Origin of the sequence: Aeromicrobium sp. S22 (genome assembly GCF_009661045.1) — a bacterium.
In the GTDB taxonomy this organism is placed as follows: domain Bacteria; phylum Actinomycetota; class Actinomycetes; order Propionibacteriales; family Nocardioidaceae; genus Aeromicrobium; species Aeromicrobium yanjiei.
Window position 1 is genome coordinate 493,322 of the sequence record NZ_WJWV01000001.1, and the last position, 25,094, is coordinate 518,415.

Consider the following 25,094-nt stretch of genomic DNA (forward strand, 5'->3'; position numbering starts at 1 on the left):
AAAGGCACCACACATGCTGCGTCCCACCATGGGCATCGTCGGCGCAGGTCGCGTCGGCTCGGTCCTCGCCTCCCGCTTCCGCGCTGCCGGCTACCCGCTCGCCGGGGTCAGCGCCCGCTCGGAGGCCTCCCTGCTGCGCACCAGCACGCTGCTGCCCGGTGTCGCGGTGCTGAGTCCCGCCGAGGTCGCAGCAGCCAGTGACGTGCTCGTCCTCGCGGTCCCCGACGACGCGCTCATCGCGGTCACCGAGGAGCTCGCCGCGTCCGGTGCGGTGCACCCAGGCCAGTACGTCCTGCACACCAGCGGCCGGCACGGACTCGACGCGCTGGCTGCGCTGACCCGTCTGGGTGCCCGGCCGATCGCGTTCCACCCCGCGATGACGTTCTCCGGCACCTCGGTCGACTTCGACGGCGCGCCGGTCTTCGGCCTCACCGCCGCCTCTGCCGAGCGACCGTTCGCCGAGCAGCTGGTCGCGGACCTCGGCGGCGTCCCGATGTGGGTCGCCGAGAGCGACCGCGCGCTCTACCACGCGGCCCTCGCGCACGGCGCCAACCACCTCGTGACCCTCGTGGCGCAGTCGATGGACCTGCTTCGCGGCGCGGGCGCCGAGGACCCGGCCGCGGTCCTGCGGCCGCTGCTGACCGCGGCGCTCGACAACGTCCTGGCCTACGGTGACGCGGCGCTGACCGGCCCGGTCGTGCGCGGCGACATCACCACGATCCGGGCCCACGTCGACGCCCTCGCGGCCGCGCACGTGGACGATGCGACCGTCGATGCGTATCTCGAGCTCGCCCGCGCCACCGCCCGTCGCGCCGAGGCCGACCACCGCCTGGCCCCCGCGACCGCGGGCACGATCCGCCAGGTCCTCGACGAGGCCGACTGGGACGCGATGGCGCACATCGCGGCCGGGATCTGACCATGGCGCCGTCCCCGGTCGTCGCCCGCACCCGCGCCGAGCTCGCTGCGGCCCGCGGCGGCGACACGGTCTCCTTCGTGCCCACGATGGGCGCGCTCCACGACGGCCACGTCCAGCTCCTCAAGCACGCCCGCCCGCTCGGCGAGACCCTCGTGGCCTCGATCTTCGTCAACCCCACGCAGTTCGCGCCGGGGGAGGACTTCGAGGACTATCCCCGGACGTTCGACGCCGATCTCGAGCGCTGCGCCGAGGCGGGGGTCGACGTGGTGTTCGCGCCCACCGTCGGGGTCATGTACCCGTCCGGGCTGGTCGACACCGTGACGGTCGACCCCGGACCGCTCGGTTCGATCCTGGAGGGTGGTGCCCGGCCGACCCACTTCCGCGGAGTGCTGACGGTGGTGGCCAAGCTCCTCGGGCTGGTCCGTCCGGACGTCGCGGTGTTCGGCGAGAAGGACTATCAACAGCTCACCCTGATCCGGCAGATGGCGCGCGAGCTCGCCCTCGGCGTCGAGGTTGTCGGCTGCCCGACCGTGCGCGAGGCCGACGGACTCGCGCTGAGCTCGCGCAACCGCTATCTGACGGCGGACGAGCGGCAGACCGCCGTCGCTCTGTCGGCCGCCCTGCGGGCCGGTGCCGCCGCGGCGCCCGGGGGGCCGGAGGCCGTGCTGGCCGCTGCCCACGCGGTGATCGACCCGGCCGACGTCGACCTGGACTACCTCGTCCTGACCGATCCCGAGCTGGGCCCTGCCGTGCCCGGCGAGGAGGCGCGGCTGCTCGTCGCGGCCCGCGTGGGCAAGCCACGGCTGCTCGACAACATCGGCCTCACTCTCGGAAAGAACTGACCATGATCCGCACCATGATGAAGTCCAAGATCCACCGCGCGACCGTCACCCAGGCCGATCTGCACTACGTCGGCTCGGTCACGGTCGACCAGGACCTCCTGGATGCTGCCGACCTGCTGCCCGGCGAGCTCGTCCACATCGTCGACGTCGACAACGGTGCGCGCCTCGAGACGTACACGATCGCGGGGGAGCGGGGCTCGGGAGTGATCGGCATCAACGGCGCCGCAGCCCACCTGGTCCACCCGGGCGATCTCGTGATCCTCATCGCGTACGCGCAGCTGGAGGACGCCGAGGCCCGCACGTTCGAGCCGAGCGTCGTGTTCGTCGACGCCGACAACAAGGTGATGACGCTGGGCACCGACCCCGCCGAGGTGCCCGAGGGCACGGGCCTGGTGCGCGGCGACGTCGTCGACAACCCCCTCGTCGCGTCCCGGTGAGCCGGCGGCCATGATCCTGCTGTGCCTGGACGTCAGCAACAGCCACACCTCGATCGGCGCGTTCGACCTCTCCACGGGCACCGAGCAGGGTGAGCTGATCGGGCACTGGCAGGTCGCGTCCGACGAGCGTCGCACCGCGGACGAGTGGCAGGTGCTGATCACCGGCTTGACGGTTCGCGCGGGCATCGACGAGATCGACGCGGTCAGCCTGTGCTGCACCGTGCCGACGATCCTCGTCGAGCTGAGGTCGATGCAGGAGCGCTACTACGCGGACCTGCCGGTCTCGATCGTCGGTCCGGGAGTGCGGACGGGCGTCCCGATCCACACCGACAACCCGCGTGAGGTGGGGGCCGACCGCATCGTCAACGCCCTGGCCGCGGTCGAGCTGTACGGCGGACCCGCGATCGTGGTCGACCTCAACGGCACCGCGACGATCTTCGACGTGATCGACGAGGACAACCGCTACATCGGCGGCGCGATCGCCCCGGGGGTCGAGCTGTCCCTCGACGCCCTGGCCCGCCGCGGCGCGCAGCTGCGGAGCGTCGAGCTGGCCCAGCCCCGTGACGTCGTCGGCAAGAACACCGTCGAGGCGATCCAGTCCGGGATGGTGTTCGGCTCGGCCGGCCTCGTCGACGGGATGGTCACCCGGATCATCGAGTCCCTGGGCAGCGACCCCGACCACGTCGCGGTGATCGCGACGGGCACGTTCCCCGCCGCCGTGGTCGACAACTGCACCACGATCACGGCCCGTGACCCGTTCCTGACCCTCACCGGCCTGCGCCTGGTCCACGAGCGCAACCACTAGACTCGACCCTCGTGACCGACGCGACGAATCCCCCCGCCATCGAGGACGATCTTCCCGAGCAGATGCGCGTCCGCCTGGACAAGCGCCAGCAGCTGATCGACCGCGGTGAGGAGCCCTATCCCGTCGTCGTCGAGCGCACCCACACGCTGAAGCAGGTCGTCGAGGCGTACGACCCCGAGCTGCTGGGGCCCGACGCCCAGACCGGCGACACCGTGACGGTCGCCGGCCGGGTCATCTTCGTCCGCGGCACGGGCAAGCTCGTGTTCGTCGTGCTGCGCGAGGGCGACGGCACGTCGCTGCAGGCCATGATCTCCCTCGCGGGAGTGGGGGAGGACCGGCTCGCGGACTTCAAGTCGACGGTCGACATCGGCGACCACCTGGCGGTGACCGGCGAGGTCATCACGAGCCGGCGCGGCGAGCTCTCCGTGATGGCGACGGCGTGGCGGCTCGCAGCCAAGACGGTCCGCCCGCTGCCCAACGAGCACAACCCGCTGTCGGACGAGGCGCGCAGCCGGATGCGGTACGTCGACCTGATCGTGCGCCCCGAGGCTCGCGACAACGTCCGGGTCAAGGCCAAGGTCATGCAGTCGCTCCGTGCGACGCTCGACCGCCTGGGCTACGTCGAGGTCGAGACGCCTGTGCTGCAGCACACCAACGGCGGCGCCGCGGCCCGGCCGTTCCGCACGCACGTCAACGCGTTCGACGAGCCGGCCCTGCTGCGCATCGCCCTCGAGCTGCACCTCAAGCGCGCCCTGGTCGGTGGCATCGACAAGGTCTACGAGATGGCCAAGACGTTCCGCAACGAGGGCGTCGACAACACCCACAACGTCGAGTTCCTGATGCTCGAGGCCTATGAGGCCTACGGCTCGTACGACACGATGGCGGTCCTGACCCGTGAGCTGGTCCTCGACGCTGCCCGCGCCGTCGGCAAGACGGTCGTGACGGGTCGCGACGGCTCGACGATCGACCTCGAGGCGGAGTGGCGCCACGCGACCGTCCACGGGCTGGTCAGCGAGGCGGTGGGGCGCACGATCGACATCGACACCCCGGTCGACGAGCTGGTCTCGCTGGCCGCCGAGCACGAGGTCGCCCTCCAGGACGGCTGGGACGCCGGCGAGATCGTCCTGGAGCTCTACGAGAAGCTCGTCGAGCACACCCTGATCCAGCCGACGTTCGTGCGCGACTATCCCGAGTCGGTGCGGCCGCTGGCCAAGAAGCACCGCTCGAAGCCCGGCCTGGTCGAGGCGTGGGACCTGATCATCAACGGCGTGGAGCTGGCCCCGGCCTACTCCGAGCTCAACGACCCGGTCATCCAGCGTGAGCGACTCGAGGAGCAGGCGCGCCAGGCCGCGGCCGGCAACCCCGAGGCCAATGACGTCGACGAGGACTTCCTGCGGGCGCTCGAGTTCGGCATGCCGCCCGCGGGTGGTCTCGGTTTCGGCGTCGACCGCCTGGTGATGCTGCTGCAGGGCATCGGCATCCGCGACGCCATTCTGTTCCCGACGACGAAGTCGGAGGGAACCGACAAGCACGGTCCGACGACGCGAGCGGAGTAGCCGGACCTCAGGCCCGGCGGGACGCCTCGAGTGCGGCGATGAGCGTGGGTGCGTCCCAGTTCCCGTGGTGCCGCGCAGTGCCGACGAAGAACGTCGGGGTCGAGTGCAGGTCCATGAGGTCGGCGTCGTCCTCGTCCTCGGCGACGCGCCGGGCGACGGCCTCGGAGGCGAGGTCGGCCTCGAACCGGTCGACGTCCAGCCCGATCTCGTCGGCGTAGCGCAGCAGGTCGAGGCGCTCGAGCCTGTCCTGGTTGGCCCACAGCGCGCGGGACATCTCCAGGCGGTGGTCCTGCAGGTCCGCCGCCTCGTACGCCCGGGCAGCGAGCTCGGCGTGGGGGTGCGGCTGGTGCAACGGCAGGTGGCGCCACACCCAGACGATGTCCTCGCCGAAGTGGTTCATCACCTCGGTGACCATCCCGGTGGCGCGGCTGCAGAACGGGCACTCGAAGTCGCCGTACTCGACCAGCATGATCGGTGCGTCGGCCGGCCCGACGAAGTGGTCGCGGTCAGGGTCGAAGGGGCGCAGCAGCGTCGAGCCGGGCGGTGTGACCGGACGGCGGCGGTCGAGGACGGCCAGGATGGTCCAGCCGAGGGCGAAGGCGACCACGGACGCGACCAGGACGCCGACCCGTGCCTCGTCCTGCAGGGCGGGGTCGTCGATCGCGATGCCGATGATCAGCAGGGAGATCGTGAACCCGATGCCGGACAGCGCAGCCCCTCCGGTGACCCGCCCGATCGTCAGGCCGGGGGCCAGGACGCCCATCCCAGTCCGCTGCACCACGACCGTGGCGAGCGTGATGCCGAGGAGCTTGCCGACCACCAGGCCGGCGATCACGGCCCAGGTCACGGACGAGCCGGCAGCCCGCTCCAGGGTCGGTCCGTCCAGCACGACGCCGGCGTTGGCGAGCGCGAAGATCGGCAGGATCACGTAGGCGACGTAGGGTCCGAAGGACCGCTGCAGGCGTTCGTTGATCGAGATCGACTCGCGGAGCTGACGGCTCGCGGCGGCGGCGTACGCCGGATTGGGTGACTGGCGGAACGCGCGGGTCAGCTCGACCACCCGCTCGACGTCGTGCCGCCGAGGCTCGGCGACCGGGATGAGCAGCGCGACCGCGACTCCCGCGAGCGTCGCGTGGACACCGGCCTCGTGGAGGCCGAACCACACGACCACCGAGAGCGCGGCGTAGAGCGGCCCGCGACCCGACGGCAGGAACCGCACCATCGCGATGACCGCGAGAGCCGCGAGCGCGATCGCCAGCGGCCCGACGTGGACCTCGTCGGTGTAGAAGATCGCGATCGCCCCGAGCGCACCGATGTCGTCGACGACGGCGAGGGTCAGCAGGAAGACCCGCAGCCGCGCGGGGTGCTTCGGCGCGATGAGGGCGAGCGCGCCGACCAGGAACGCGGTGTCGGTCGAGATGACGACGCCCCAGGCGTGCGCGGCGCCCGAGCCGCCGGCGACGAGCCAGAAGATGAAAGCCGGGACGACGAGGCCGGCCGCGGCGGCCGTGGCCGGGACGATCGCACGCGACCGGTCGGTCAGCTCGCCGATCGTGAGCTCCTGCTTGACCTCGAGCCCGACTGCGAAGAAGAAGAACGCCATGAGCGCGTCGTTGACCAGGTGGTAGAGGTCGAGGTGGATCGCGGCGTCACCGAGGGACAGGCGGACGTCGGTGCCCCAGAACTGCTCATAGCTGCCGGACAGGTTGGCCCACCCGATCGCGGCGATCGTCGCGGTGAGCAGCAGCAGGGCGCCGAGCTGCTCGGACCTGCTCGCAGCAGCCGTGCGCCACCGCCGCAGCGCGGGCTCGGTCGTCGTCTCCGGATCGCTCACGTGCTTGGCAACCTCCACCCGGCCGGTGTTGTTCCGTGGCTCACATCATGACGCACGATTCCGTGCAGTCCCGGGGTTCTGGACAGACCAGTTACGCCCACGGCGAACGGGGGAACGTCCTACGGTCGGTGACGGTTGGGTAACACATATGGACGTGGTTCGTGCGAATTTCCGCTCGGGCCTAAACTGAACGGATAGTCCATCAGAGGGGACGCCATGTTCGAGAGATTTACTGACCGCGCTCGTCGTGTGGTCGTGCTTGCCCAAGAAGAGGCACGCATGCTCAGCCACAACTACATCGGCACGGAGCACATCCTCCTGGGTCTGATCCACGAGGGCGAAGGCGTCGCTGCCAAGGCCCTCGAGAGCCTCGACATCTCGCTCGAGGCCGTGCGTGGACAGGTCGAGGACATCATCGGCCAGGGCCAGCAGGCGCCCAGTGGACACATTCCGTTCACCCCCCGCGCCAAGAAGGTCCTCGAGCTCAGCCTCCGTGAGGCGCTGCAGCTCGGCCACAACTACATCGGCACCGAGCACATCCTGCTCGGCCTGATCCGCGAGGGTGAGGGTGTCGCAGCCCAGGTGCTGGTCAAGCTGGGTGCCGACCTCAACCGCGTCCGCCAGCAGGTCATCCAGCTGGTCAGCGGCTTCCAGGGCAAGGAGGCCGAGGCTGCGGGTGCTCCCAGCGAGTCCGCTCCCAGCACGTCCGCGGTGCTCGACCAGTTCGGCCGCAACCTGACCCAGGCCGCCCGCGAGGGCAAGCTCGACCCGGTCATCGGTCGCGACGACGAGGCCGAGCGCGTCATGCAGACCCTGTCGCGCCGCACCAAGAACAACCCGGTGCTGGTCGGCGAGCCCGGTGTCGGCAAGACCGCCGTCGTGGAGAGCCTCGCCCAGGACATCGTGCGTGGCGACGTCCCCGAGACGCTCAAGGACAAGCAGATCTACACGCTCGACCTGGGCGCTCTGGTGGCCGGCTCGCGCTACCGCGGTGACTTCGAGGAGCGCCTCAAGAAGGTGCTCAAGGAGATCCGCACGCGCGGCGACATCATCTTGTTCATCGACGAGATCCACACCCTGGTGGGTGCGGGTGCCGCCGAGGGAGCGATCGACGCGGCCAGCATCCTCAAGCCGATGCTGGCTCGTGGTGAGCTGCAGACGGTGGGTGCCACGACGCTCGACGAGTACCGCAAGCACTTCGAGAAGGACGCGGCGCTCAACCGTCGCTTCCAGCCGATCCTGGTCGAGGAGCCCTCGGTCAGTGACACGGTCGAGATCCTCAAGGGGCTGCGTGACCGCTACGAGGCGCACCACCGCGTCTCGATCACCGACGAGGCCCTCGTGGCCGCGGCGACGATGGGCGACCGCTACGTCTCGGACCGCTTCCTGCCCGACAAGGCGATCGACCTGATCGACGAGGCCGGAGCCCGCCTGCGCATCCGCCGCATGGCGACGCCGCCGGAGCTCAAGGAGTTCGACGACAAGATCGCCGACGTCCGCCGCCGCAAGGAGGGCGCGATCGACGCGCAGGACTTCGAGGCTGCCGCCTCCCTGCGTGACGAGGAGAAGAAGCTCATCGGCGCGAAGGCCGAGCGCGAGAAGGCCTGGAAGTCCGGCGACCTCGACACCGTCGCGGTCGTGGACGAGCAGCTCATCGCCGAGGTCCTTGCCAAAGCCACCGGCATCCCCGTCGGCCAGCTCAGCGAGGCCGAGTCGAGCCGACTGCTCAACATGGAGGCCGAGCTGCACGAGCGCGTCATCGGCCAGGACGAGGCCATCAAGGCGCTCTCGCGGGCGATCCGTCGTACGCGTGCGGGTCTGAAGGACCCCAAGCGCCCCGGTGGATCGTTCATCTTCGCCGGGCCCTCGGGCGTCGGCAAGACCTGGCTGTCCAAGGCGCTGGCCAACTTCCTGTTCGGCGACGAGGACTCCCTCATCCAGCTCGACATGTCGGAGTACAGCGAGAAGCACACCGTCTCGCGCCTCTTCGGCTCGCCTCCGGGCTACGTCGGCTACGAGGAGGGCGGTCAGCTCACCGAGAAGGTGCGTCGCAAGCCGTTCTCCGTGGTCCTGTTCGACGAGATCGAGAAGGCCCACCCCGACATCTTCAACTCGCTGTTGCAGATTCTCGAGGAGGGCCACCTGACCGACGGTCAGGGTCGTGTCGTCAACTTCAAGAACGCGGTCGTCATCATGACCACCAACCTCGGTGCGCGGGAGATCTCCAAGGGCGTCAACCTGGGCTTCAGCCAGGCCGGCGACACCGCGGGCTCCTACGCGAAGATGAAGGAGCGCGTGTCGATCGAGCTCAAGCAGCACTTCCGGCCTGAGTTCCTCAACCGTGTCGACGAGATCATCGTGTTCCCGCCGTTGACGCAGGAAGAGATCTTCCAGATGGTCGACATGATGATCGCGTCGCTGGAGAAGCGTCTTGCCGAGAAGGACATGAACATCGAGCTCACGATGGAGGCCAAGGAGCTGTTGTCGAGGCGTGGCTTCGATCCGGTCCTGGGTGCTCGTCCGCTGCGCCGCACGGTGCAGCGCGAGATCGAGGACGTCATGGCCGAGAAGCTCCTCTACGGGGAGCTGCGTCCGGGACAGATCGTCCTGGTCGGTGTCGAGGGCGAGGGCCCCGAGGCGGTCTTCACGTTCGAGGGCCGCAACAAGGCTGAGCTCGAGCTGGAGATGCCCGAGGTCCCCCCGGCCGTCGAGGCCGGAGCCGAGTAGGCACCACCTGCACGAGCAGCACCTGCACGATCGAACGAGCCCCCGCAGCCAGTGGCTGCGGGGGCTCGTTCGTGCTCGGCGCAGATCGGTCAGGCGTGGCCCGGAAGGGCGAGCTCGTCCTCGCCGACCGGCTCGACCAGCCGGTCCGCGACGAGCCCGTCGAGGCACCGCTCCCGCTGCGCGGCATCGGGCCACACGGCGTCGAGGACCGTCCGGGGCACGGGGCCGGGCGCGTCGCGCAGCACCCCCATGAGCCGGCCGCGGCACTGCCGGTCGGTGCCCTCCCAGGACTGTGCGCGCCGCGCGGGCCCGTCGTACGCGGGGAAGCCGGCTGCACGCCATCGGCAGATCTCGGCGACGGGGCACTGCTCGCAGCGAGGTGAGCGCGCGGTGCAGACGAGCGCGCCGAGCTCCATGGTCGCGGCGGCCCAGCGGTGCGCGTCCTGGATCGGCACCAGGGCGGTGGCGACCTGCCGCTCGGCGGCCGTGACGGCGTTCGCGGGGAGCTGGTCACCCGACACGACGCGCGCGAAGACCCGTCGCACGTTGGTGTCCAGGACGACCGCCCGACCGCCGAAGGCGAAGGACTCGATCGCGGCGGCGGTGTAGTCGCCGACCCCCGGCAGCGCGAGCAGCTCGTCGCGGGTGCGCGGCACCTCGCCGCCGTGCCGCTCCACGATGGCCGTGGCCGCGGCGTGCAGGCGCAGCGCGCGACGCGGGTAGCCGAGCCGCCCCCACGCCCGCACGGCCTCCCCGGTCGGCTCGGCGGCGAGGTCCGCAGGGGTCGGCCAGCGCTCCATCCAGGCCGTGTACACGGGCAGGACCCGCGACACGGGCGTCTGCTGCAGCATGAACTCCGAGACCATGACCGACCACGGGGAGGCGTCCCGCCGCCACGGCAGATCGCGTGCGGTGTCGTCGAACCACGCCAGCACGTCCTCGTGGAACCGGGCCAGGTCGGGCAGCGGCAGGGGAGCGTTCGATGTCGTCATGGCGCGTCGATCTTCGCACGGGGTCCCGGCCGCCTATCGTGGGACCGTGAGCCAGCGCAGGTTGCCCGCCGAGGTCTATTGGCGTCGACGACTCATGGTGCTGGCGGCGCTGATCGCCCTCGTGTGGGTCGTCCTCCAGCTCGTGGGGGGAGACGACGAGGACAAGGCCGCGCCGCAGCCGAAGGCGAAGGCGGCGGCCACGACGTCGCCCACCGCCGCGCCGACCCAGGAGAAGAAGACCAACGGCCTCGTCGACGTGGCCCTGGTGACGGCGACTGCGCCGTGCGATCCCGAGCTCGTGCGCATCACGCCCACCGTGCGCCCCGACCAGCGTGCCGGGGAACCCGTCGAGATCGGGCTGGTCGTGAGCTCGACCGCGACCACGGCCTGCACGCTCAAGCCCGCCGACGCCGACGCGATCGCGGTCATCACCGCCAACGGCACCGCGGTGTGGGACTCCACGGTCTGCAAGGTCTCACCGTTGACCAAGCCCGTCGCGCTCTCCCCGGGGTGGGCGACCATGACCTCCGTGACCTGGACCGGACGCGGTTCGGGCTCGCGGTGCACCCAGAACGAGGGCTACGCGACGCCGGGCAAGTACACGGTGCAGATCGGCACCCTCGGGGGCGAGCCCGGCAAGACGACGTTCACGCTCGAGGCGCGGTCCACCCCGAAGCCTGCGCCGAAGGCCACCAAGAGCACCCCGACGCCCAAGAAGAGCTCAGCGACCCCCTCGAAGGCCACCCCGAAGCCGCCCAAGGGCACGACGAGGCCCGCCGACGACTGAGGCGTCGACCGCGTAGGCGCCGCTCGGTCTAGACGTACCGCTCGAGGATGCTGGACTCGGCGAGGCGGGACAGCCCCTCGCGGACGCCACGGGCCCGCAGGTCGCCGACCCCGTCGACGTTCTGCAGGTCCTCGATGCTCGCGGCGAGCAGCTTCTGCAGGGAGCCGAAGTGCTGGATGAGTCCTTCGACGACCGAGATCGGCAGGCGCGGGATGCGCGCCAGCAGTCGATAGCCCCGGGGAGCGAGCGGCCCGTCGAGGGTCTCCTCGGTGCCGATGCGCAGGGCGCGGGCGACTGCGCCGAGGTCGACCAGGTGGGTGGACTCGATCGCTGCCAGCTCGGCCAGCACGGCCTCGAGCGGCCGGCCGCGGCGACCTGTCGGCATGTAGTCGCGGATGATGAGCTCGCGCTCGGCGTCCACGCCGGCGATGAGCTCCTCGAGCTGCAGGGCCAGCAGACGGCCGTCGGTGCCGAGCTCGAGGACGTAGGTGTCGATCTCGCCGGCGATGCGGCTGACCATCTCGAGGCGCTGGGCCACGGCCGAGACGTCGCGGACCGTGACGAGGTCCTCGATCTCGAGTGCCGACAACGCATCGGAGACCTCGTCGAGGCGGTTGCGGTAGCGCTCCAGCGTCTGGAGGGCCTGGTTGGCGCGGCCGAGCACCGCGCCGGTGTCCTCCAGGACGTGGCGGCGGTCCTCCAGGTACAGGGCGATGATGTGCATCGAGGCGGACACCGAGATGACGGGCACGCCGGTCTGACGGGCGACCCGGTCGGCGGTGCGGTGGCGGGTGCCGGTCTCCTCGGTCCTGATCGACGGATCGGGCATCAGGTGGACGCCCGCCATCACGATGCGGCTGGCGTCCTTGTCGAGGATGATCGCGCCGTCCATCTTGGCCAGCTCGCGCAGCCCGGTCGCGGTGAAGGGCACGTCGAGCGCGAACCCTCCGGTCGAGATCGCCTCGACGCTCTTGTCGTGACCGACGACGATCAGCGCGCCGGTGCGGCCGCGCAGGATGCGCTCGAGGCCCTCGCGCAGGGCCGTGCCGGGGGCCACGGAGGACAGGGTCGCGCGCATGCGTGCGGAGGCGTCGAGGGACGCCGCCAGGCGTTCCGCAGCAGTCGCCATCGCCCGTCCCTTCTCAGTCTCGTGTGGGTGACAGTCTACGGGTCGTCAGGAGGCCGCGGACCCATCCAGACAGCTCATGGCCTCGCGGATCGTGTGCACTGCGCGGATCGACATCGTGGACGAGATCGTGTCGAGTCCCTCGGAGCCGGCAGGGACGACCGCGCGCTTGAAGCCGATGCGCTCGGCCTCGCGCAGACGGGCCGCGAGGTTGCTGACCTTGCGCACCTCGCCCGCGAGCCCGACCTCGCCGATCGCCACGAGATCGGGCGGCGCCACGATCTCCAGGACCGCCGAGAAGGTCGCCATCGCCACCGCGAGATCGACTGACGGCTCGATCAGCCGCGCGCCGCCCACGGACGCGGTGTAGACGTCGTGCTGGCCCAGGTTGACCCCGCAGTGCTTGGTGAGCACGGCCAGGATCATCGCGACCCGGGAGGAGTCCAGACCGCTGGACGTACGTCGCGGGGACGGCGTCGACGAGGTGACGCTGAGCGCCTGCACCTCGGCGAGCAGCGGGCGGCGGCCCTCCATCGTGACGGTCACGCACGTGCCCGCGACGGGCTGGTCGTGGCGGGACACGAACAGCCCGGTGGGATCGGGCACCTCGACGATGCCGTCGTCGACCAGGTCGAAGCAGCCGATCTCGTCGACGGGACCGAAGCGGTTCTTGACCGCCCGCAGCAGCCGCAGGCGTGAGTTGCGGTCTCCCTCGAACTGCAGCACCACGTCGACCAGGTGCTCGAGCACGCGCGGTCCGGCCACCGAGCCGTCCTTGGTGACGTGGCCGACCAGCAGGGTCGCGATGCCGTCGCGCTTGGCCCGCTGGATCACCGCGGACGCGACCTCGCGCACCTGGGTCACGCCGCCGGGGACGCCGTCCACGTCGGCCGAGCCGATCGTCTGGACCGAGTCGACGATCAGCAGGCTGGGGCCGACCGTCTCGATGTGGGTCAGCACGCCGCCGAGATCGGTCTCGGCGGCGAGGTAGAGGTTGTCGTCGACCGCGCCCGTGCGCTCGGCGCGGAGGCGGACCTGGGCTGCGGACTCCTCGCCCGAGACGTACAGGGTGCGTCGACCGGCCCGCGCCCAACGGGCGGCGACCTCCAGGAGCAGGGTCGACTTGCCGACCCCGGGCTCGCCGGCGAGGAGCAGGACGCCGCCGGGGACCACGCCGCCGCCGAGCACACGGTCGAGCTCGCCGATGCCCGAGCCGACCGAGCGGGCCGACTCCACCGCGACCTGGGTGATGGGCACGGCAGGGGCCGCCACGGGGGCGGCCTGGGTGCGACCCACGCGGGCGGGCGCGGCCACGTCGACCGTGCCCCAGGCCTGGCACTCGCCGCAGCGACCGACCCACTTGCTCGTCGTCCAGCCGCACTCGGCGCAGACGTAGGCAGGTCGGGCTGTCTTGGTGCTGGCCATGACCCTCACCCTAGGCGAGGGGGGCGACAGAACGGTCGGTCGAGGAGGGCGGGCGCGCCGGGCTCCCGAACGCCTGCGGGGTGTCCGCCGGTCCTGGAACCGGACCGACCACTTAAACTCGGGGGATGACGTCCGTCGCCGTGGCCACCCGCTATCCCGCGCCGCCCGTCTTCAAGTCAGCTGACATCGCCGCCAAGACCGGCCTCCTCGTGCTGGTGCTGCTCGCCCTGATCGTGCCCGGATTCGGCAATCTGGACGGCAAGGGCCTCATCCCGCGGGCGATCGCCTATCCGCTCCTGGCGTTCGCCGTGCCGTTCATCTGGTTCACGTGGTGGCGCCAGCGGGCGTCATTCCCCTGGACCGTCGACTTCCTCGTGACGTTCGTGTGCTTCAGCGACATGTTCGGCAACGCCCTCAACCTGTACGACACGGTCGAGTCCTTTGACAACATCATCCACTTCGTCAACACGGGCCTGCTGACGGCCGCGTTCATCTTGCTGACGATGCACCGCTCGAGCACACTCGGCGCCGTCCTCGAGCGCACCCTGGCCTTCGGCGTGAGCGCCGCGCTCCTGTGGGAGATCGCGGAGTACTTCGCGTTCCTGCGCTGGTCGCCCGAACGGCTGGGGGCCTACGCGGACACGCTCAGCGACATGTCGCTCGGTGCGCTGGGCTCGATCATCGCGGGGGTGTGGGTCTACATCCTGTGGAGCCGCGGGCGCCTCACCGAGGTGGCGCCACAGCTGGAGCTGGCCCACCAGGTGCGCACCGCCGAGGTGCGCCCCCCCGAGCCCCGCTCGGCCGACGTCTAGATGCGGACGTCGCCCGAGGGGGTCGAGAAGACTGCGGTGAGGATGCCCGGGGTCCCGTGCGGCGCGACCCAGCGGACCTCGATCTCCTCGAGGGCCTCGATCACCGGCTCGCCCAGGTAGTCCGCGAGGCGCTGCGGGTCGCCGGCGATCTCCAACGCGGTGAGCGTGATGCCGGTGTCGGCCATCTGCGACGGGTGCTCGGCCGGGTCCTTCTCCCACTTGACCACGAACGGCAGCTGCGGATCGGCCTTCATCCCGCTCGTGCCGATCTGGCGCCACTCCAGGTTGTAGCCGTCGGGACGTCGGCGGTTGCCGGGCACCGAGTGACGGCCCATACGGTGCTCGACCTCGGTCATGTCATCGACCGAGACGCACCAGCCGAGCCAGCCTCCGCCGGCGTCACGGCGTGCACGGACGGCCTGGCCGAAGGCGGCCTTGTCGGCGGCGGGGTGGTCGAGCACCTCGACGACCTCCAGATACTGCCGGTTCTGCAGCGGCAGGATCATGTTGCGGGTGCCGAATCGGGGGTGCGCCCCACCGTCGACGAACTCCGCGCCCAGGAGCTGGGAAAGCTCTGCGGTCGTGCCCCCGAGGCCCTTGGCGCCGACGGCAAAAGAAACGTGGTCCAGATGCATACGGCATTCTGACCCAGGGGTGTAGCACCGTCGCACAGGGGGTCAGCGAGGGGGATCCGCCAGATGTGGTGTATTGGCGCCGCGGGCCTCGTGGTCTCTGCAATGGCGGGCCAGCTCGGCGTACGCGGCCTCGCCCATCATGGCCGCGAGCTCGTCCCGGTTGGTCCGGTAGACCGGTTCCGGGCCCACGTGTGCCTCGGTGTTGGACGAGCAGTACCAGTCCAGGTCCGCGCCGCCGGGGCCCCAGCCCGCGCGGGTGTACTCGCCGATCTCGGTCTCGGTGTACGTCGTCCCGTCACCGCGGTCGACGTCGCGGAACTGTCGACGCAGCGGCAGCTGCCAGCACACGTCGGGCTTGGTGGTGTGCGGCTTGAGGTCGTTCGACAGGGCGAAGCCGTGGAGCGCGCAGCCGTAGCCGCCGGGAAAGCTGCGCGAGTTGTGGAAGATGCATGCGCCCCGGAACGCGCGGGTCTTGAGCTCGCCGTCGTCGTCACGCTCGGTCCAGCCGCTGCGGTGCCCCTCGTCGTGGTTCTCCCACTCCTCGGGGGTGAGCTGGACCATGATCGCGCGGGTGCGCTCGGCGTCCTCGTCGTCCGCGAAGTGGGCGCCGAGCGTGCAGCAGCCGGCGTCCGGGCTGGTGTCGTAGATGCCCGGACAGCCCTGGCCGAAGATGCACGTCCAGCGCGACGTGAGCCAGGTCAGGTCGCAGCGGAAGACCTCCGTGGGGTCGTCCGGGTTGGCGAACTCCACGTACGTGCGGGGGAATCCGAGCTCGACTTCAGGCATCGCCGACCAGCCTATCCGCGTCGGTCCCGCCCGGCCTGCGGGCCGCAGGTGCGACAATGGCCGCATGCGTATGGGCGTCCTCGACATCGGGTCCAACACGGGCCACCTCCTCGTCGTCGACGCCTTTCGCGGCGGTCCACCCGTCCCGGCCCACTCCTACAAGGAGCCCCTGCGACTCGCGGAGCAGCTCGACGCCGACCAGGCGGTGACGGAGGAGGGCGTGTCCCGTCTCGTCAAGTACGTCGTGGAGGCGCGCGCCGAGGCGGCCGACAAGGGCTGCACGACGATCCTGGCGTTCGCGACCTCGGCGGTGCGTGACGCGGTCAACGCCGACGAGGTCATCGCGGCCGTCAACGCAGCCAGCGGCCTTGAGCTGCAGGTGCTGTCCGGGGAGGACGAGGCGCGGCTGACGTTCCTCGCGGTGCGGCGCTGGTTCGGCTGGTCCTCGGGCCGGCTCGGGGTGTTCGACATCGGCGGCGGCTCGCTCGAGATCGCCGCGGGCTCGGACGAGTCCCCGGACGTCGCCCGGTCGGTCCCGCTCGGCGCCGGCCGACTGACCCGCGAGTGGCTCGAGGCCGGGCGGTCCGCCGCCGATCTGCGGCTGCACGTCCGCGCTGTCATCGCCGACGGGGCGGGAGCGGTGCTTCGCGGCGGGACCTTCGACCGGGCGGTGGCCACGAGCAAGACGTTCCGTTCACTGGCTCGCATCTGCGGTGCCGCCCCGTCCGCCGAGGGTCCGTACGTGCGCCGGGTGCTGCGCCGGAGCGACCTGTCGGCCCTCGTCGCGTCCCTGGGGACGATGACCCCCGAGGCGATCGCCGCACTGCCCGGGGTCTCGCCCGACCGGGCCCACCAGATGCGTGCGGGCGCGATCGTGGCAGATGCGGCGATGGACCTGTTCGGCCTGTCCGAGCTGGAGATCTGCCCCTGGGCGCTGCGAGAGGGTGTCCTGTTGGAGCATCTCGACGCACTCTGAGGGTCCCGACCTACAGTGGGAGTCGTGCCCGATCCCCTCCGCGTCTCCCTGTCGACCTCGTCGGTCTACCCGGGGTCGACCGCGAGCGGATTCGAGGCGGCAGCCCGGCTGGGCTACGACGGGGTCGAGGTCATGGTCGGCATCGACGACGTCAGCGCCGACATCACCGCGATCAAGGCGTTGAGCTCGTTCCACGAGATGCCGGTCGTGTCGGTCCACGCGCCCTGCCTGCTGGTCACGCAGCGGGTCTGGGGCACCGACCCGTGGGGCAAGCTGCACCGCAGCGCCGAGATGGCCCACGAGGTCGGCGCGTCGGTCGTGGTGGTGCACCCACCCTTTCGGTGGCAGCGCGACTACGCGAAGGGATTCGTCGAGGGCATCGCGGACCTGGAGGCCGAGCACGGCATCACGTACGCGGTGGAGAACATGTATCCCTGGCGCACCGGCAAGCGTGAGTTCCAGGCGTACGCGCCGGGCTGGGACCCGATCGAGCAGGACTACGCCCACGTGACGCTCGACCTGTCGCACAGCTCGACGGCCGGTGGTGACCCCCTCGCGATGGCGGACGCCTTGGGGGACCGGCTCGCGCACGTGCACATCGCAGACGGCTCGGGATCGGCCAAGGACGAGCACATGATCCCCGGCCGCGGCAGCCAGCCGTGCGAGGAGTTCCTGGCCGCGGTCGCGGGATCGGGATACGACGGTGAGATCGTCGTCGAGATCAACACGCGCAAGGCCAAGGACCAGTCCGAGCGCGAGGCCGACCTCCTCGAGGCGCTGGCCTTCACCCGCCTGCACGCCTCGGTCTGAGCCCGGGGCCGCGCCCGCAGACCTACGATGTGGGGATGGTCACCCTCGATCAGCTCGTGACGTTCGGGCTCGCGGCGCTCGTCCTCATCGCGATCCCGGGGCCGAGCGTGGTCTTCGTGATCGGTCGCGCGCTCGCGTACGGCCGGGGGGTCGCGCTCGCGACCGTCGCGGGCAACACCCTCGGCCTGCTGGTCGTGGTCGTGCTGGTCGCGCTGGGGCTCGGCGCGATCGTGCAGGAGTCGATCGTCGTGTTCACGGTCCTGAAGCTCGCAGGTGCTGCGTACCTCGTCTGGTTGGGCGTCCAGGCGATCCGGCACCGCTCGGCGTTCGTCGTGCGGGACGCTGCCGAGCGCTCGGCGCCGGTGCTGGCCTGGACGACGGTCGTGCGGCAGGGATTCGTCGTGGGTCTGTCCAACCCCAAGGCGTTCATGATCTTCGGTGCGGTGCTGCCGCAGTTCGTCGTCCGCGACGGCGGCCACGTCCCGCTGCTGATGCTGGTGCTGGGGCTCGTCGCGGTCGTCATCGGGCTGGCGTCGGACTCGCTCTGGGCAGTCATCGCGAGCCAGCTGCGGTCGTGGTTCAACGCCTCGCCCCGTCGAGGTGCCGCGCTGGGCGTCGCCGGCGGCACGTCGATGATCGGGCTGGGCGTCGGCCTGGCCTTGAGCGGCGACTAGCGCACGGGCTCCGCAGGAGGAGCCAGGCGCTTGGCCAGGACGGCGCCCGTGATGATCTGCATCTGGTGGTAGAGCATCAGGGGCAGGACGATCAACGCCACCTCGCCGCCGCCGAACAGCACCGTCGCGATCGGCAGACCGCTCGCGAGGGACTTGTTGGAGGCGCAGAACAGCACCGCGACCCGGTCCTCGCGCGGTAGCCCCGACAGGCGGCCGATCAGCACGGCCCAGCCCATGGCCACGGCCAGCAGGCACGCGCACACGAGGGCCACCGCGAGGACCGACCAGACGCTGAGCGCGGACCAGATGTGCGCCTCGGCCCCCTCGCTGAACGCCACGAACACCACCAGGACGATGCTCGAGCGGTCGTAGGGCTTGAGCCGGGAGTCGTTGCGCTGCACGAATCCGCCCACGACCGGGCGCAGCACCTGCCCCAGCACGAACGGCGCCAGAATCTGCAGCACGATCCGCACGATCGAGCCCGCGTCCACCTGGGCGTCGGAGGCCATGAGCAGGGCGACCAGGGCCGGGGTGAGGAACACGCCGAGGATGTTGGACAGCGACGCGCTGACGACTGCGCCCGCGACGTTGCCGCCCGCGATGCCCGTGTAGACCACGCAGGACTGGACGGTCGAGGGCACAAGGCAGAGCAGCAGGACGCCGCTGGCCAGGGACGGCCTCAGCGGGTTGCCGTCGAGCAGCTGGGTCGCGAGGCCGAGGACCGGGAAGACGATGAACGTGGTCGACAGGATCACCGCGTGCAGGCGCCAGTTGCCCAGGCCTGCCATCGTCTCGGCGGTCGACAGCCGTGCCCCGTAGAGGAAGAACAGCAGGCCGATCGCGCCGGCCGAGACCGCCTTCAGCACGTCGAGCGCGTCGCCGGTGACGGGGAGGAACGAGGCGACCAGCGCGGCGGCGAGCAGCGCCACGATGAACGGGTCGGGTCGTTGGCGCACGCCCCGACACTAGTGTGAGGTCCATGACTCAGCGGATCGCGATCCTCGGCGCCGGCGTGATGGGCGAGACCCTCCTGTCGGCGATCCTGTCCTCCGGCCACCCCGTCAGCGACATCGTCATCAGCGAGAAGCGTGACGAACGTGCCGCCGAGCTGCGTGACGCGCACGGTGTCGAGGTGACCGGCAACGCCGAGGCGGCCGCAGGCGCGGACGTCGTCCTGATCGTGGTCAAGCCGCAGGACGTGGGTGCCGTGCTCGCCGAGATCGCCGGCTCGGTCCGCCCCGGCGCCACGGTCGTCTCGCTCGCCGCAGGCATCCGCATCGACACGATCGCCTCGGCCCTGCCGGACGGCGTGGCCGTGGTGCGGGCGATGCCCAACACGCCGGCCCTGGTGGGCGAGGGCATGTTCGGCATCTCGCCGGGGCCCGGCGTCACCGACGAGCAGCTCTCGGCGGTCGGCACCCTGCTCGAGTCCGGCGGCCGCGTCGTCGTGGTCGACGAGAGCCGGCAGGACGCCGTCACGGCGGTGTCGGGCTCGGGCCCGGCGTACGTCTTCTACCTCGCCGAGGCCATGATCGCCGGCGGGATCGCGCAGGGTCTCGACGAGGAGACCGCGCGTGAGCTCACGACGCAGACGCTCGTGGGCGCCGCGAAGCTGCTCGCGGAGTCCGGCGACACCGCCGAGGAGCTGAGGCGCCGGGTGACCTCGCCGAACGGCACGACCCATGCGGCCATCACGACCTTCGACACCGCCGGCGTGAGGGACGGGCTGGTGGCCGGGATGGCCGCCGCAGCGGCCCGCTCGGCCGAGCTCTCGGGCCCGGCATAGGCTCATGGTGTGAGTGAGCACACAGACCCGACGCAGGATCGGGCCTGCGTCGTCTTCGACGAGCAGCTGATCCAGTACAACTTCGGCCAGTCGCACCCCATGGCGCCGGTCCGCATCGAGCTGACCATGGACCTGGCGCGGGAGCTGGGGATCATCGAGGGGCTGGACGTCGTCGGTGCCCGGCCCGCGACCGAGGACGAGCTCGCCCTGGTGCACACCGCGTCGTACATCGAGCGGGTGCAGAAGCTCAGCGACCACCCCGTCTACCGCGATCTCACGATCGGTCTGGGCTCCGAGGACAACCCGGTCTTCGCGCAGATGCACGAGGCAAGCGCCCTGATCGCCGGCGCGAGCGTCGAGGCGGCCCGGCGGGTCTGGACCGGGGCGGCGCCGCGCGCGATCAACATCAGCGGCGGCCTGCACCACGCGATGCCCGGCAACGCGAGCGGCTTCTGCATCTACAACGACGTCGCGCTCGCGATCCGCTGGCTCCTGGACAACGGGGCGCAGAAGGTCGCGTACGTCGACGTGGACGCCCACCACGGCGACGGGGTCCAGAAGATGTTCTGGAACGACCCCCGCGTCCTCACGATCTCGATCCACGAGGGCCCGCAGTCGCTGTTCCCCGGCACCGGCTTCTCGACCGAGACCGGGGGAGAGGGTGCCGAGGGCGGTGCGGTCAACGTCCCGCTGCCGCCCGGCACGTCGGACGCCGGCTGGCTGCGCGCCTTCCACGCCGTGGTGCCGCCGCTGATCCGCGAGTTCGCCCCCGACATCCTGGTCACGCAGCACGGCTGCGACTCGCACATGGACGATCCGCTGACCAACCTGATGCTGAGCGTGGACGGTCAGCGCGCCTCCTATCTCGCTCTCGAGGCGCTGGCCGAGGAGGTGTGCGACGGCAAGTGGGTCGCCACGGGTGGCGGAGGCTATGCCGTGATGGACGTCGTGCCGCGCGCCTGGGCGCACCTGCTCGCGATCGTCTCGGGCAGGCCACTGGATCCCGCGGCCCTCACCCCCGACAAGTGGCGCGAGCGCATCGCGCACCTGCGCGGGATGCCCGGCCCGCAGCGCATGACCGACGGACGGACCGTCGCGTATCGCCCGTGGGAGGACGGCTACGACCCCGCGAGCTGGCTCGACCGCTCGATCCACGCGACCCGGACGGCCTCGTTCCCCCTCGTGGGGCTCGACCACCAGCCCTGACGATCGGGGCCGATCTCGGTCGAATCAGTGGGGATTTTGGACAACCCCTGTCCCTGCGGCATCACGAGGCACTACGCTCGACCAAGGCACGCGCGCTGTTTCTCTGGTGGGGAAGCCAGAGAGCGCGCGTGCCCCTCAGGAAGCAGGTGGGACATGGCCCCCGGACCGACGTTCTTGACCGTCGCGGAAGTGGCGAGTCAGATGCGCGTCTCGAAGATGACGGTCTACCGTCTCGTCCACTCCGGTGAGCTCGAGGCCGTCCGCGTCGGGCGTTCGTTCCGCGTGCCCGAGCGTGCCGTCCAGGAGTTCCTGGGCAAGTCCTACTTCCAGGCGGGCTGAGCCGGCCGGTCCTGCTGGTGCCCGGCATCCGCGTCCCCGGTCACCAGGGATGCGGGCCGCAGCAGACGTGTACGCTGAGGGCAGCCATCACCGGGGCCGCAGGGCGTCTGAGTTCGCGCTCGGCTCCTCCAGGTGGCGACCAGTCTCAAGTGCACACCAGTCCACGTACGCGTGGCCAGACGAGAAGTGAAGTGACCCGTGGGTTCAGTCATCAAGAAGCGCCGTAAGCGGATGTCGAAGAAGAAGCACCGCAAGATGCTGAAGCGCACCCGAGTGCAGCGTCGTCGTCTGGGCAAGTAACCCCAGATGAGCCGGGTCGTCCTCGTCACTGGTGTGGCGGGCTCGTTCGCGTCGAAGTTCGCGCGGCGGCTCGCTGACATCGGCGAGGGCGCAGGCATCGAGCGGGTCGTCGGCATCGACACGATCCTGCCCGATGCCGACCTCGGCAGCGTGAAGTTCGTCCGCGCCGACATCCGCACCCCGGTCGTCGGCAAGGTCATCGCGGTCGACGACGTCGACACCGTGGTCCACCTGGACGTCAACCCGCCCCAGCGCGGCCGCGGAGCCGGCGCCAAGGAGCTCAACGTCATCGGCACGATGCAGCTGCTGGCCGCGTGCCAGCGCTCGGCGCTGGTGAGCAAGCTCGTGCTCGGGTCCTCGACCGCCGTGTACGGCTCGTCCCCGCGTGATCCGGCGATGTTCACCGAGTCGCTGCTCGCGCGCAACGGCGTGCGCACGGGGTTCCCCAAGGACATCGTCGAGGTCGAGTCGTACGTCCGCGGGTTCGCTCGCCGCCGGCCCGAGGTGCTGATCACGACGATCCGCGCCGCACAGGTGCTGCACCCCGAGATCGACAGCCCGCTGCGCAACTACTTCTCCAACCCCGTGCTGCCGTCCGTGCTCGGATTCGATCCCCGCCTGCAGTTCCTGAGCCTCGAGGACGCCCTCGAGATCCTCGTCCAAGCCGTCGTCCGCGATCGCCCGGGCACGTTCAACGCGGCAGGCGACGGAGTCGTCCTGCTGAGCCAGGCCGCACGCCGGCTGGGCCGCCCGGTCATCCCGCTGCCCCCGGTGGGCTTCGCGATGGCCGCGCGCCGGGTCGTCCGGGCCATGGGCTCGGACATCCCGCCCGATCTGCACCGGCTGCTGACGTTCGGGCGGGCGGTCGACACCACCGGACTGCGGGACATCTTCGGCTATGAGCTCGCGCGCACGTCGGAGGAGACCTTCGACGAGTTCCGGGCCTCACTGAAGCCCGGCCTGCTGGCCGCGCTGGGAGGACGCTCGTGAAGGACGAACGCAAGACGATCGGATCCGGCGGCACCCCCGGCCGGGGCAACCGCGAGACGTCACCCTCCGCAGCGGCCCGCTCGCTGGCCGGTGGATCGGCGCCCCGCAAGCCCGCTGCGAAGAAGAAGACTGCCGCCAAGCAGGCCACCCCGGACGAGCAGACCACCGGCACGTCCACGACCCCTCCGGCGCAGCCGCCGCCGACGGAGAAGCCGCACCTGCGTGCGGTCACCGACGAGGACGCCGCGGCAGCTGCGGCAGCCGCCGCCGAGGAGGCAGCGCGCCGCACCCGCACCGCCGGCTCCGCCCCCCTGTCGGCGGGCATCCCGCTGGACGAGATCTTCGTGGCGGTCATCGAGGCCGCCCAGCGTGTGCTGGGCACCGACTGGGAGAGCCGCGTCGCGACCCTGATCGCCACCGTCCGCAAGCGTCTCAGCGGCGACTACGAGGTCGACGAGTTCGGCTTCGACCCCGAGATCGCCGAGGTGCTCACCGCAGCGGTCGAGCCCTTGGCCGAGAAGTGGTTCCGGCTCGAGGTCCGCGGCGTCGAGAACATCCCCGAGGACGGCGGCGCGCTCCTGGTCGCCAATCACTCGGGCACGGTCCCGCTCGACGGCCTGATCACGGGCTATGCGGTCAAGAAGTACGCAGGCCGCGATCTGCGCCCGCTCGGCGCGGACCTCGTGTTCTCGCTGCCCGGCGTGGGACAGATCGCCCGCAAGGTGGGTGCGACGCTCGCCTGCCAGGAGGACGCCGAGCGTCTGCTGACCAAGGGTGAGCTCGCGGGCGTGTGGCCCGAGGGCTTCAAGGGGGTCGGCAAGCCGTTCGCCGAGCGCTACAAGCTGCAGCGGTTCGGTCGTGGCGGCTTCGTCTCGTCCGCGATGCGCGCGGGCGTGCCGATCGTCCCGGTCTCGATCGTGGGTGCCGAGGAGATCTATCCCCTCGTGGGCAACGTGCCCTCCCTCGCCCGCCTGCTCGGGCTGCCCTATTTGCCGATCACGCCGTTCTTCCCGCTGCTGGGTCCGCTCGGCCTGATCCCCCTGCCGAGCAAGTGGATCATCGAGTTCGGCGAGCCGGTGCGCACCGACGCCTACGAGCCCGAGGCCGCGGACGATCCGATGCTGCTGTTCAACGTCACCGACCAGGTGCGCGAGACGATCCAGCAGACGCTCTACCAGCTGCTGGTCGACCGGGGCAACGCCTTCTTCTGACGCCGGCGATCCCGGGCACCTACTGGCGTCCACCGCCGAGCAGTCCGCTGAGCAGGCCTGGCACGAGCCCCTCCTGGTCCTCGTCGCCGAGGAGCCCGCCGAGCAGCGGGTCCGTGACGTCGGACAGCGACGGGCTGCGGGTCGGCGCCGCCGGTGCCGGGACGGTGGGCGCAGATCGGCTCGGCGACGTGGCGGGACCGCCCGGCGACGTGCCGCCGGGTGCGGCCGGCGCCGGGCTCGCGGCCGGGTCGGGAGCTCGTGCGGCGTCGTCCTTGGCAGGTTTCTTCGGTGCCGGGATGTCGCGCGCCAGACCGCTCACGACGTCCACGAGCGGGTCGACGTCGGCCGAGCCGCAGCTGGAGCACAGCGTGGACGCCCGGCTCGCGAGTCGGTTGACCTCGCGCGTCGCGGCGGCGTACGCGTCGCCCGCCTGCGAGGGCAGCTTGCTCTTGAGCTCGGACAGCTCGACGCTCGCGGCGGTCGCGAAGTCGTTGACCCGGCGGACCGTCGTGTCCTCGCGGGTGTCGGCGTACGCCGTGAAGAGCCGGGCGGAGCCGTCGGACGCTGCGGAGGAGAAGTCGTCGAGGGCGTCGGCCACGAGGGTGTCGGAGGCGCCCTTGTCGCTCAGCAGGCGAGCCTCGGTGAGGCGCTCCTCGGCCTGCCCGAGCTGGAAGGAGCCTCGGGACTCGTCGCCGTGGTGCAACGCGGTGAGCTCGACGGACTCGACCGTGCGCTTGACCGGGTAGAGCATCTCGCCGGGCAGCGCCGACGCGCTGGACGCGACGAGGCCGACCGCGCCGGCCGACGTGACGAGGGCTGCGGTCAGGCCCGCGAGGCGACGCCGCGTGCTGCGGGGCCGGGCGGGCGTGGCGGCCGGGCGGGCGGCCCCCGGCATGGGCTCGAGGACCGTGGTCGCCTCGGTCATCAGCTGCGCGCGGAGCGTGGACCGGAACTGCGCCGTGGGCTCGACCGGGGCCGCCGCGCACAGGGCCTCGGCGAAGGCGACGAGAGCGGCGATCTCCTCGTCCCGCGGGTCGGCGCCGCCCCAGGCCTCGTCGAAGGACTGGGCGTCGTCGTGGGAGCGACGGCCGATCATGAGGGGTTCCTGCCTGTCGAGGTGGG

The 25,094-nt window shown here is 71.0% G+C and carries 25 protein-coding genes; 17 read left to right on the forward strand and 8 right to left on the reverse strand.

Annotated features, from left to right (window positions below; genetic code table 11):
* Nucleotides 1-13 precede the first annotated feature (13 nt).
* The 5 genes from GEV27_RS02410 to lysS all read left to right on the forward strand — a co-directional run bounded on the left by GEV27_RS02410 (nucleotide 14) and on the right by lysS (nucleotide 4,556).
* Nucleotides 14-916: a Rossmann-like and DUF2520 domain-containing protein gene (locus tag GEV27_RS02410; RefSeq protein WP_228764911.1), complete on the forward strand. Its 903-nt coding sequence runs from the start codon at nucleotides 14-16 to the stop codon at nucleotides 914-916.
* Nucleotides 917-918: 2 nt separating this feature from the next.
* Nucleotides 919-1,758, forward strand: a complete 840-nt coding sequence (panC, locus tag GEV27_RS02415) for a pantoate--beta-alanine ligase (RefSeq protein ID WP_153933383.1) — start codon at nucleotides 919-921, stop codon at nucleotides 1,756-1,758.
* 2 nt (nucleotides 1,759-1,760) lie between these two features.
* The gene (panD, locus tag GEV27_RS02420; protein WP_153654559.1) at nucleotides 1,761-2,195 is read left to right on the forward strand and encodes an aspartate 1-decarboxylase; all 435 of its coding nucleotides are present in this window, start codon (nucleotides 1,761-1,763) and stop codon (nucleotides 2,193-2,195) included.
* A 10-nt stretch (nucleotides 2,196-2,205) separates the two neighbouring features.
* Entirely contained in the window at nucleotides 2,206-3,000 is a 795-nt protein-coding gene (locus GEV27_RS02425; protein WP_153933384.1) for a type III pantothenate kinase, read from the forward strand.
* A gap of 62 nt (nucleotides 3,001-3,062) precedes the next feature.
* Entirely contained in the window at nucleotides 3,063-4,556 is a 1,494-nt protein-coding gene (gene lysS / locus GEV27_RS02430; protein ID WP_153933933.1) for a lysine--tRNA ligase, read from the forward strand.
* Nucleotides 4,557-4,563: 7 nt separating this feature from the next.
* Here lysS and nhaA read toward each other — a convergent pair whose 3' ends face one another.
* Nucleotides 4,564-6,390, reverse strand: a complete 1,827-nt coding sequence (gene nhaA, locus GEV27_RS02435; RefSeq protein WP_153654558.1) for a Na+/H+ antiporter NhaA — start codon at nucleotides 6,388-6,390, stop codon at nucleotides 4,564-4,566.
* Nucleotides 6,391-6,606: 216 nt separating this feature from the next.
* On the opposite strand from nhaA, the gene GEV27_RS02440 reads away from it, so the two are divergent.
* Entirely contained in the window at nucleotides 6,607-9,117 is a 2,511-nt protein-coding gene (locus tag GEV27_RS02440; protein WP_153654557.1) for an ATP-dependent Clp protease ATP-binding subunit, read from the forward strand.
* 89 nt (nucleotides 9,118-9,206) lie between these two features.
* On the opposite strand, the gene GEV27_RS02445 is transcribed toward GEV27_RS02440, so the two are convergent.
* Complete coding sequence (locus tag GEV27_RS02445; protein WP_153933385.1) at nucleotides 9,207-10,109, reverse strand: A/G-specific adenine glycosylase; 903 nt, start codon at nucleotides 10,107-10,109, stop codon at nucleotides 9,207-9,209.
* A gap of 46 nt (nucleotides 10,110-10,155) precedes the next feature.
* Between GEV27_RS02445 and GEV27_RS02450 the strand changes: the two genes are divergently transcribed.
* Nucleotides 10,156-10,896, forward strand: coding sequence for a hypothetical protein (locus GEV27_RS02450; protein WP_153933386.1), 741 nt, complete (start codon nucleotides 10,156-10,158; stop codon nucleotides 10,894-10,896).
* Between the two features lie 28 nt (nucleotides 10,897-10,924).
* Here GEV27_RS02450 and disA read toward each other — a convergent pair whose 3' ends face one another.
* Both disA and radA read right to left on the reverse strand, forming a co-directional pair.
* Nucleotides 10,925-12,025, reverse strand: coding sequence for a DNA integrity scanning diadenylate cyclase DisA (gene disA, locus GEV27_RS02455; protein ID WP_153654554.1), 1,101 nt, complete (start codon nucleotides 12,023-12,025; stop codon nucleotides 10,925-10,927).
* Nucleotides 12,026-12,070: 45 nt separating this feature from the next.
* Entirely contained in the window at nucleotides 12,071-13,447 is a 1,377-nt protein-coding gene (gene radA, locus GEV27_RS02460; protein WP_153654553.1) for a DNA repair protein RadA, read from the reverse strand.
* A 125-nt stretch (nucleotides 13,448-13,572) separates the two neighbouring features.
* Between radA and GEV27_RS02465 the strand changes: the two genes are divergently transcribed.
* On the forward strand, nucleotides 13,573-14,259 hold the full coding sequence (locus GEV27_RS02465) for a hypothetical protein (protein WP_153654552.1): 687 nt from the start codon (nucleotides 13,573-13,575) through the stop codon (nucleotides 14,257-14,259).
* Here GEV27_RS02465 and GEV27_RS02470 read toward each other — a convergent pair.
* Both GEV27_RS02470 and GEV27_RS02475 read right to left on the reverse strand, forming a co-directional pair.
* Nucleotides 14,256-14,894, reverse strand: a complete 639-nt coding sequence (locus GEV27_RS02470) for a VOC family protein (RefSeq protein ID WP_153654551.1) — start codon at nucleotides 14,892-14,894, stop codon at nucleotides 14,256-14,258. The two genes, GEV27_RS02465 and GEV27_RS02470, sit on opposite strands and share 4 nt — an antisense overlap.
* A gap of 42 nt (nucleotides 14,895-14,936) precedes the next feature.
* The gene (locus tag GEV27_RS02475; RefSeq protein WP_153933387.1) at nucleotides 14,937-15,680 is read right to left on the reverse strand and encodes a hypothetical protein; all 744 of its coding nucleotides are present in this window, start codon (nucleotides 15,678-15,680) and stop codon (nucleotides 14,937-14,939) included.
* 64 nt (nucleotides 15,681-15,744) lie between these two features.
* Here GEV27_RS02475 and GEV27_RS02480 point away from each other — a divergent pair, with 64 nt between their 5' ends.
* From GEV27_RS02480 to GEV27_RS02490, 3 genes are read left to right on the forward strand one after another with little or no spacing between them, the layout of a single operon-like run.
* A complete protein-coding gene (locus GEV27_RS02480; RefSeq protein WP_153654549.1) occupies nucleotides 15,745-16,656 on the forward strand; it encodes a Ppx/GppA phosphatase family protein in 912 nt (303 codons plus the stop codon).
* Between the two features lie 24 nt (nucleotides 16,657-16,680).
* Nucleotides 16,681-17,466: a sugar phosphate isomerase/epimerase gene (locus GEV27_RS02485; RefSeq protein WP_208430982.1), complete on the forward strand. Its 786-nt coding sequence runs from the start codon at nucleotides 16,681-16,683 to the stop codon at nucleotides 17,464-17,466.
* Nucleotides 17,467-17,501: 35 nt separating this feature from the next.
* On the forward strand, nucleotides 17,502-18,140 hold the full coding sequence (locus GEV27_RS02490) for a LysE family translocator (RefSeq protein ID WP_153933388.1): 639 nt from the start codon (nucleotides 17,502-17,504) through the stop codon (nucleotides 18,138-18,140).
* Here the strand turns inward: GEV27_RS02490 and GEV27_RS02495 are convergent.
* Nucleotides 18,137-19,096, reverse strand: coding sequence for a bile acid:sodium symporter family protein (locus GEV27_RS02495; RefSeq protein ID WP_309221986.1), 960 nt, complete (start codon nucleotides 19,094-19,096; stop codon nucleotides 18,137-18,139). The two genes, GEV27_RS02490 and GEV27_RS02495, sit on opposite strands and share 4 nt — an antisense overlap.
* A 23-nt stretch (nucleotides 19,097-19,119) precedes the next feature.
* Here GEV27_RS02495 and proC point away from each other — a divergent pair, with 23 nt between their 5' ends.
* The 6 genes from proC to GEV27_RS02525 all read left to right on the forward strand — a co-directional run bounded on the left by proC (nucleotide 19,120) and on the right by GEV27_RS02525 (nucleotide 23,972).
* Nucleotides 19,120-19,926 (forward strand): pyrroline-5-carboxylate reductase, encoded by an 807-nt coding sequence (proC, locus tag GEV27_RS02500; protein WP_153933389.1) that lies wholly within the window; start codon nucleotides 19,120-19,122, stop codon nucleotides 19,924-19,926.
* Between the two features lie 9 nt (nucleotides 19,927-19,935).
* The gene (locus GEV27_RS02505) at nucleotides 19,936-21,132 is read left to right on the forward strand and encodes an acetoin utilization protein AcuC (protein WP_309221987.1); all 1,197 of its coding nucleotides are present in this window, start codon (nucleotides 19,936-19,938) and stop codon (nucleotides 21,130-21,132) included.
* Between the two features lie 153 nt (nucleotides 21,133-21,285).
* Complete coding sequence (locus GEV27_RS02510; protein WP_153654544.1) at nucleotides 21,286-21,471, forward strand: helix-turn-helix domain-containing protein; 186 nt, start codon at nucleotides 21,286-21,288, stop codon at nucleotides 21,469-21,471.
* 198 nt (nucleotides 21,472-21,669) lie between these two features.
* A complete protein-coding gene (locus GEV27_RS02515) occupies nucleotides 21,670-21,771 on the forward strand; it encodes a 30S ribosomal protein bS22 (RefSeq protein ID WP_019143756.1) in 102 nt (33 codons plus the stop codon).
* A gap of 6 nt (nucleotides 21,772-21,777) precedes the next feature.
* Nucleotides 21,778-22,761, forward strand: a complete 984-nt coding sequence (locus GEV27_RS02520; protein WP_153654543.1) for an NAD-dependent epimerase/dehydratase family protein — start codon at nucleotides 21,778-21,780, stop codon at nucleotides 22,759-22,761.
* Entirely contained in the window at nucleotides 22,758-23,972 is a 1,215-nt protein-coding gene (locus tag GEV27_RS02525) for a lysophospholipid acyltransferase family protein (RefSeq protein ID WP_309221988.1), read from the forward strand. Before GEV27_RS02520 ends, GEV27_RS02525 begins: the two co-directional genes overlap by 4 nt.
* A gap of 19 nt (nucleotides 23,973-23,991) precedes the next feature.
* Here GEV27_RS02525 and GEV27_RS02530 read toward each other — a convergent pair whose 3' ends face one another.
* Entirely contained in the window at nucleotides 23,992-25,068 is a 1,077-nt protein-coding gene (locus GEV27_RS02530) for a DUF5667 domain-containing protein (protein WP_153933390.1), read from the reverse strand.
* Nucleotides 25,069-25,094: the final 26 nt, after the last annotated feature.

Excerpts from the sequence above, each read along its gene's own strand:
- GEV27_RS02410 (WP_228764911.1), top strand. The coding sequence starts at position 14 with ATGCTGCGTCCCACCATGGGCATCGTCGGCGCAGGTCGCGTCGGCTCG.
- panC (WP_153933383.1), top strand. The coding sequence starts at position 919 with ATGGCGCCGTCCCCGGTCGTCGCCCGCACCCGCGCCGAGCTCGCTGCG.
- panD (WP_153654559.1), top strand. The coding sequence starts at position 1,761 with ATGATCCGCACCATGATGAAGTCCAAGATCCACCGCGCGACCGTCACC.
- GEV27_RS02425 (WP_153933384.1), top strand. The coding sequence starts at position 2,206 with ATGATCCTGCTGTGCCTGGACGTCAGCAACAGCCACACCTCGATCGGC.
- lysS (WP_153933933.1), top strand. The coding sequence starts at position 3,063 with ATGCGCGTCCGCCTGGACAAGCGCCAGCAGCTGATCGACCGCGGTGAG.
- GEV27_RS02440 (WP_153654557.1), top strand. The coding sequence starts at position 6,607 with ATGTTCGAGAGATTTACTGACCGCGCTCGTCGTGTGGTCGTGCTTGCC.
- GEV27_RS02445 (WP_153933385.1), bottom strand. The coding sequence starts at position 10,109 with ATGACGACATCGAACGCTCCCCTGCCGCTGCCCGACCTGGCCCGGTTC.
- disA (WP_153654554.1), bottom strand. The coding sequence starts at position 12,025 with ATGGCGACTGCTGCGGAACGCCTGGCGGCGTCCCTCGACGCCTCCGCA.
- radA (WP_153654553.1), bottom strand. The coding sequence starts at position 13,447 with ATGGCCAGCACCAAGACAGCCCGACCTGCCTACGTCTGCGCCGAGTGC.
- GEV27_RS02465 (WP_153654552.1), top strand. The coding sequence starts at position 13,573 with ATGACGTCCGTCGCCGTGGCCACCCGCTATCCCGCGCCGCCCGTCTTC.
- GEV27_RS02470 (WP_153654551.1), bottom strand. The coding sequence starts at position 14,894 with ATGCATCTGGACCACGTTTCTTTTGCCGTCGGCGCCAAGGGCCTCGGG.
- GEV27_RS02475 (WP_153933387.1), bottom strand. The coding sequence starts at position 15,680 with ATGCCTGAAGTCGAGCTCGGATTCCCCCGCACGTACGTGGAGTTCGCC.
- GEV27_RS02480 (WP_153654549.1), top strand. The coding sequence starts at position 15,745 with ATGCGTATGGGCGTCCTCGACATCGGGTCCAACACGGGCCACCTCCTC.
- GEV27_RS02490 (WP_153933388.1), top strand. The coding sequence starts at position 17,502 with ATGGTCACCCTCGATCAGCTCGTGACGTTCGGGCTCGCGGCGCTCGTC.
- proC (WP_153933389.1), top strand. The coding sequence starts at position 19,120 with ATGACTCAGCGGATCGCGATCCTCGGCGCCGGCGTGATGGGCGAGACC.
- GEV27_RS02510 (WP_153654544.1), top strand. The coding sequence starts at position 21,286 with ATGGCCCCCGGACCGACGTTCTTGACCGTCGCGGAAGTGGCGAGTCAG.
- GEV27_RS02520 (WP_153654543.1), top strand. The coding sequence starts at position 21,778 with ATGAGCCGGGTCGTCCTCGTCACTGGTGTGGCGGGCTCGTTCGCGTCG.
- GEV27_RS02530 (WP_153933390.1), bottom strand. The coding sequence starts at position 25,068 with ATGATCGGCCGTCGCTCCCACGACGACGCCCAGTCCTTCGACGAGGCC.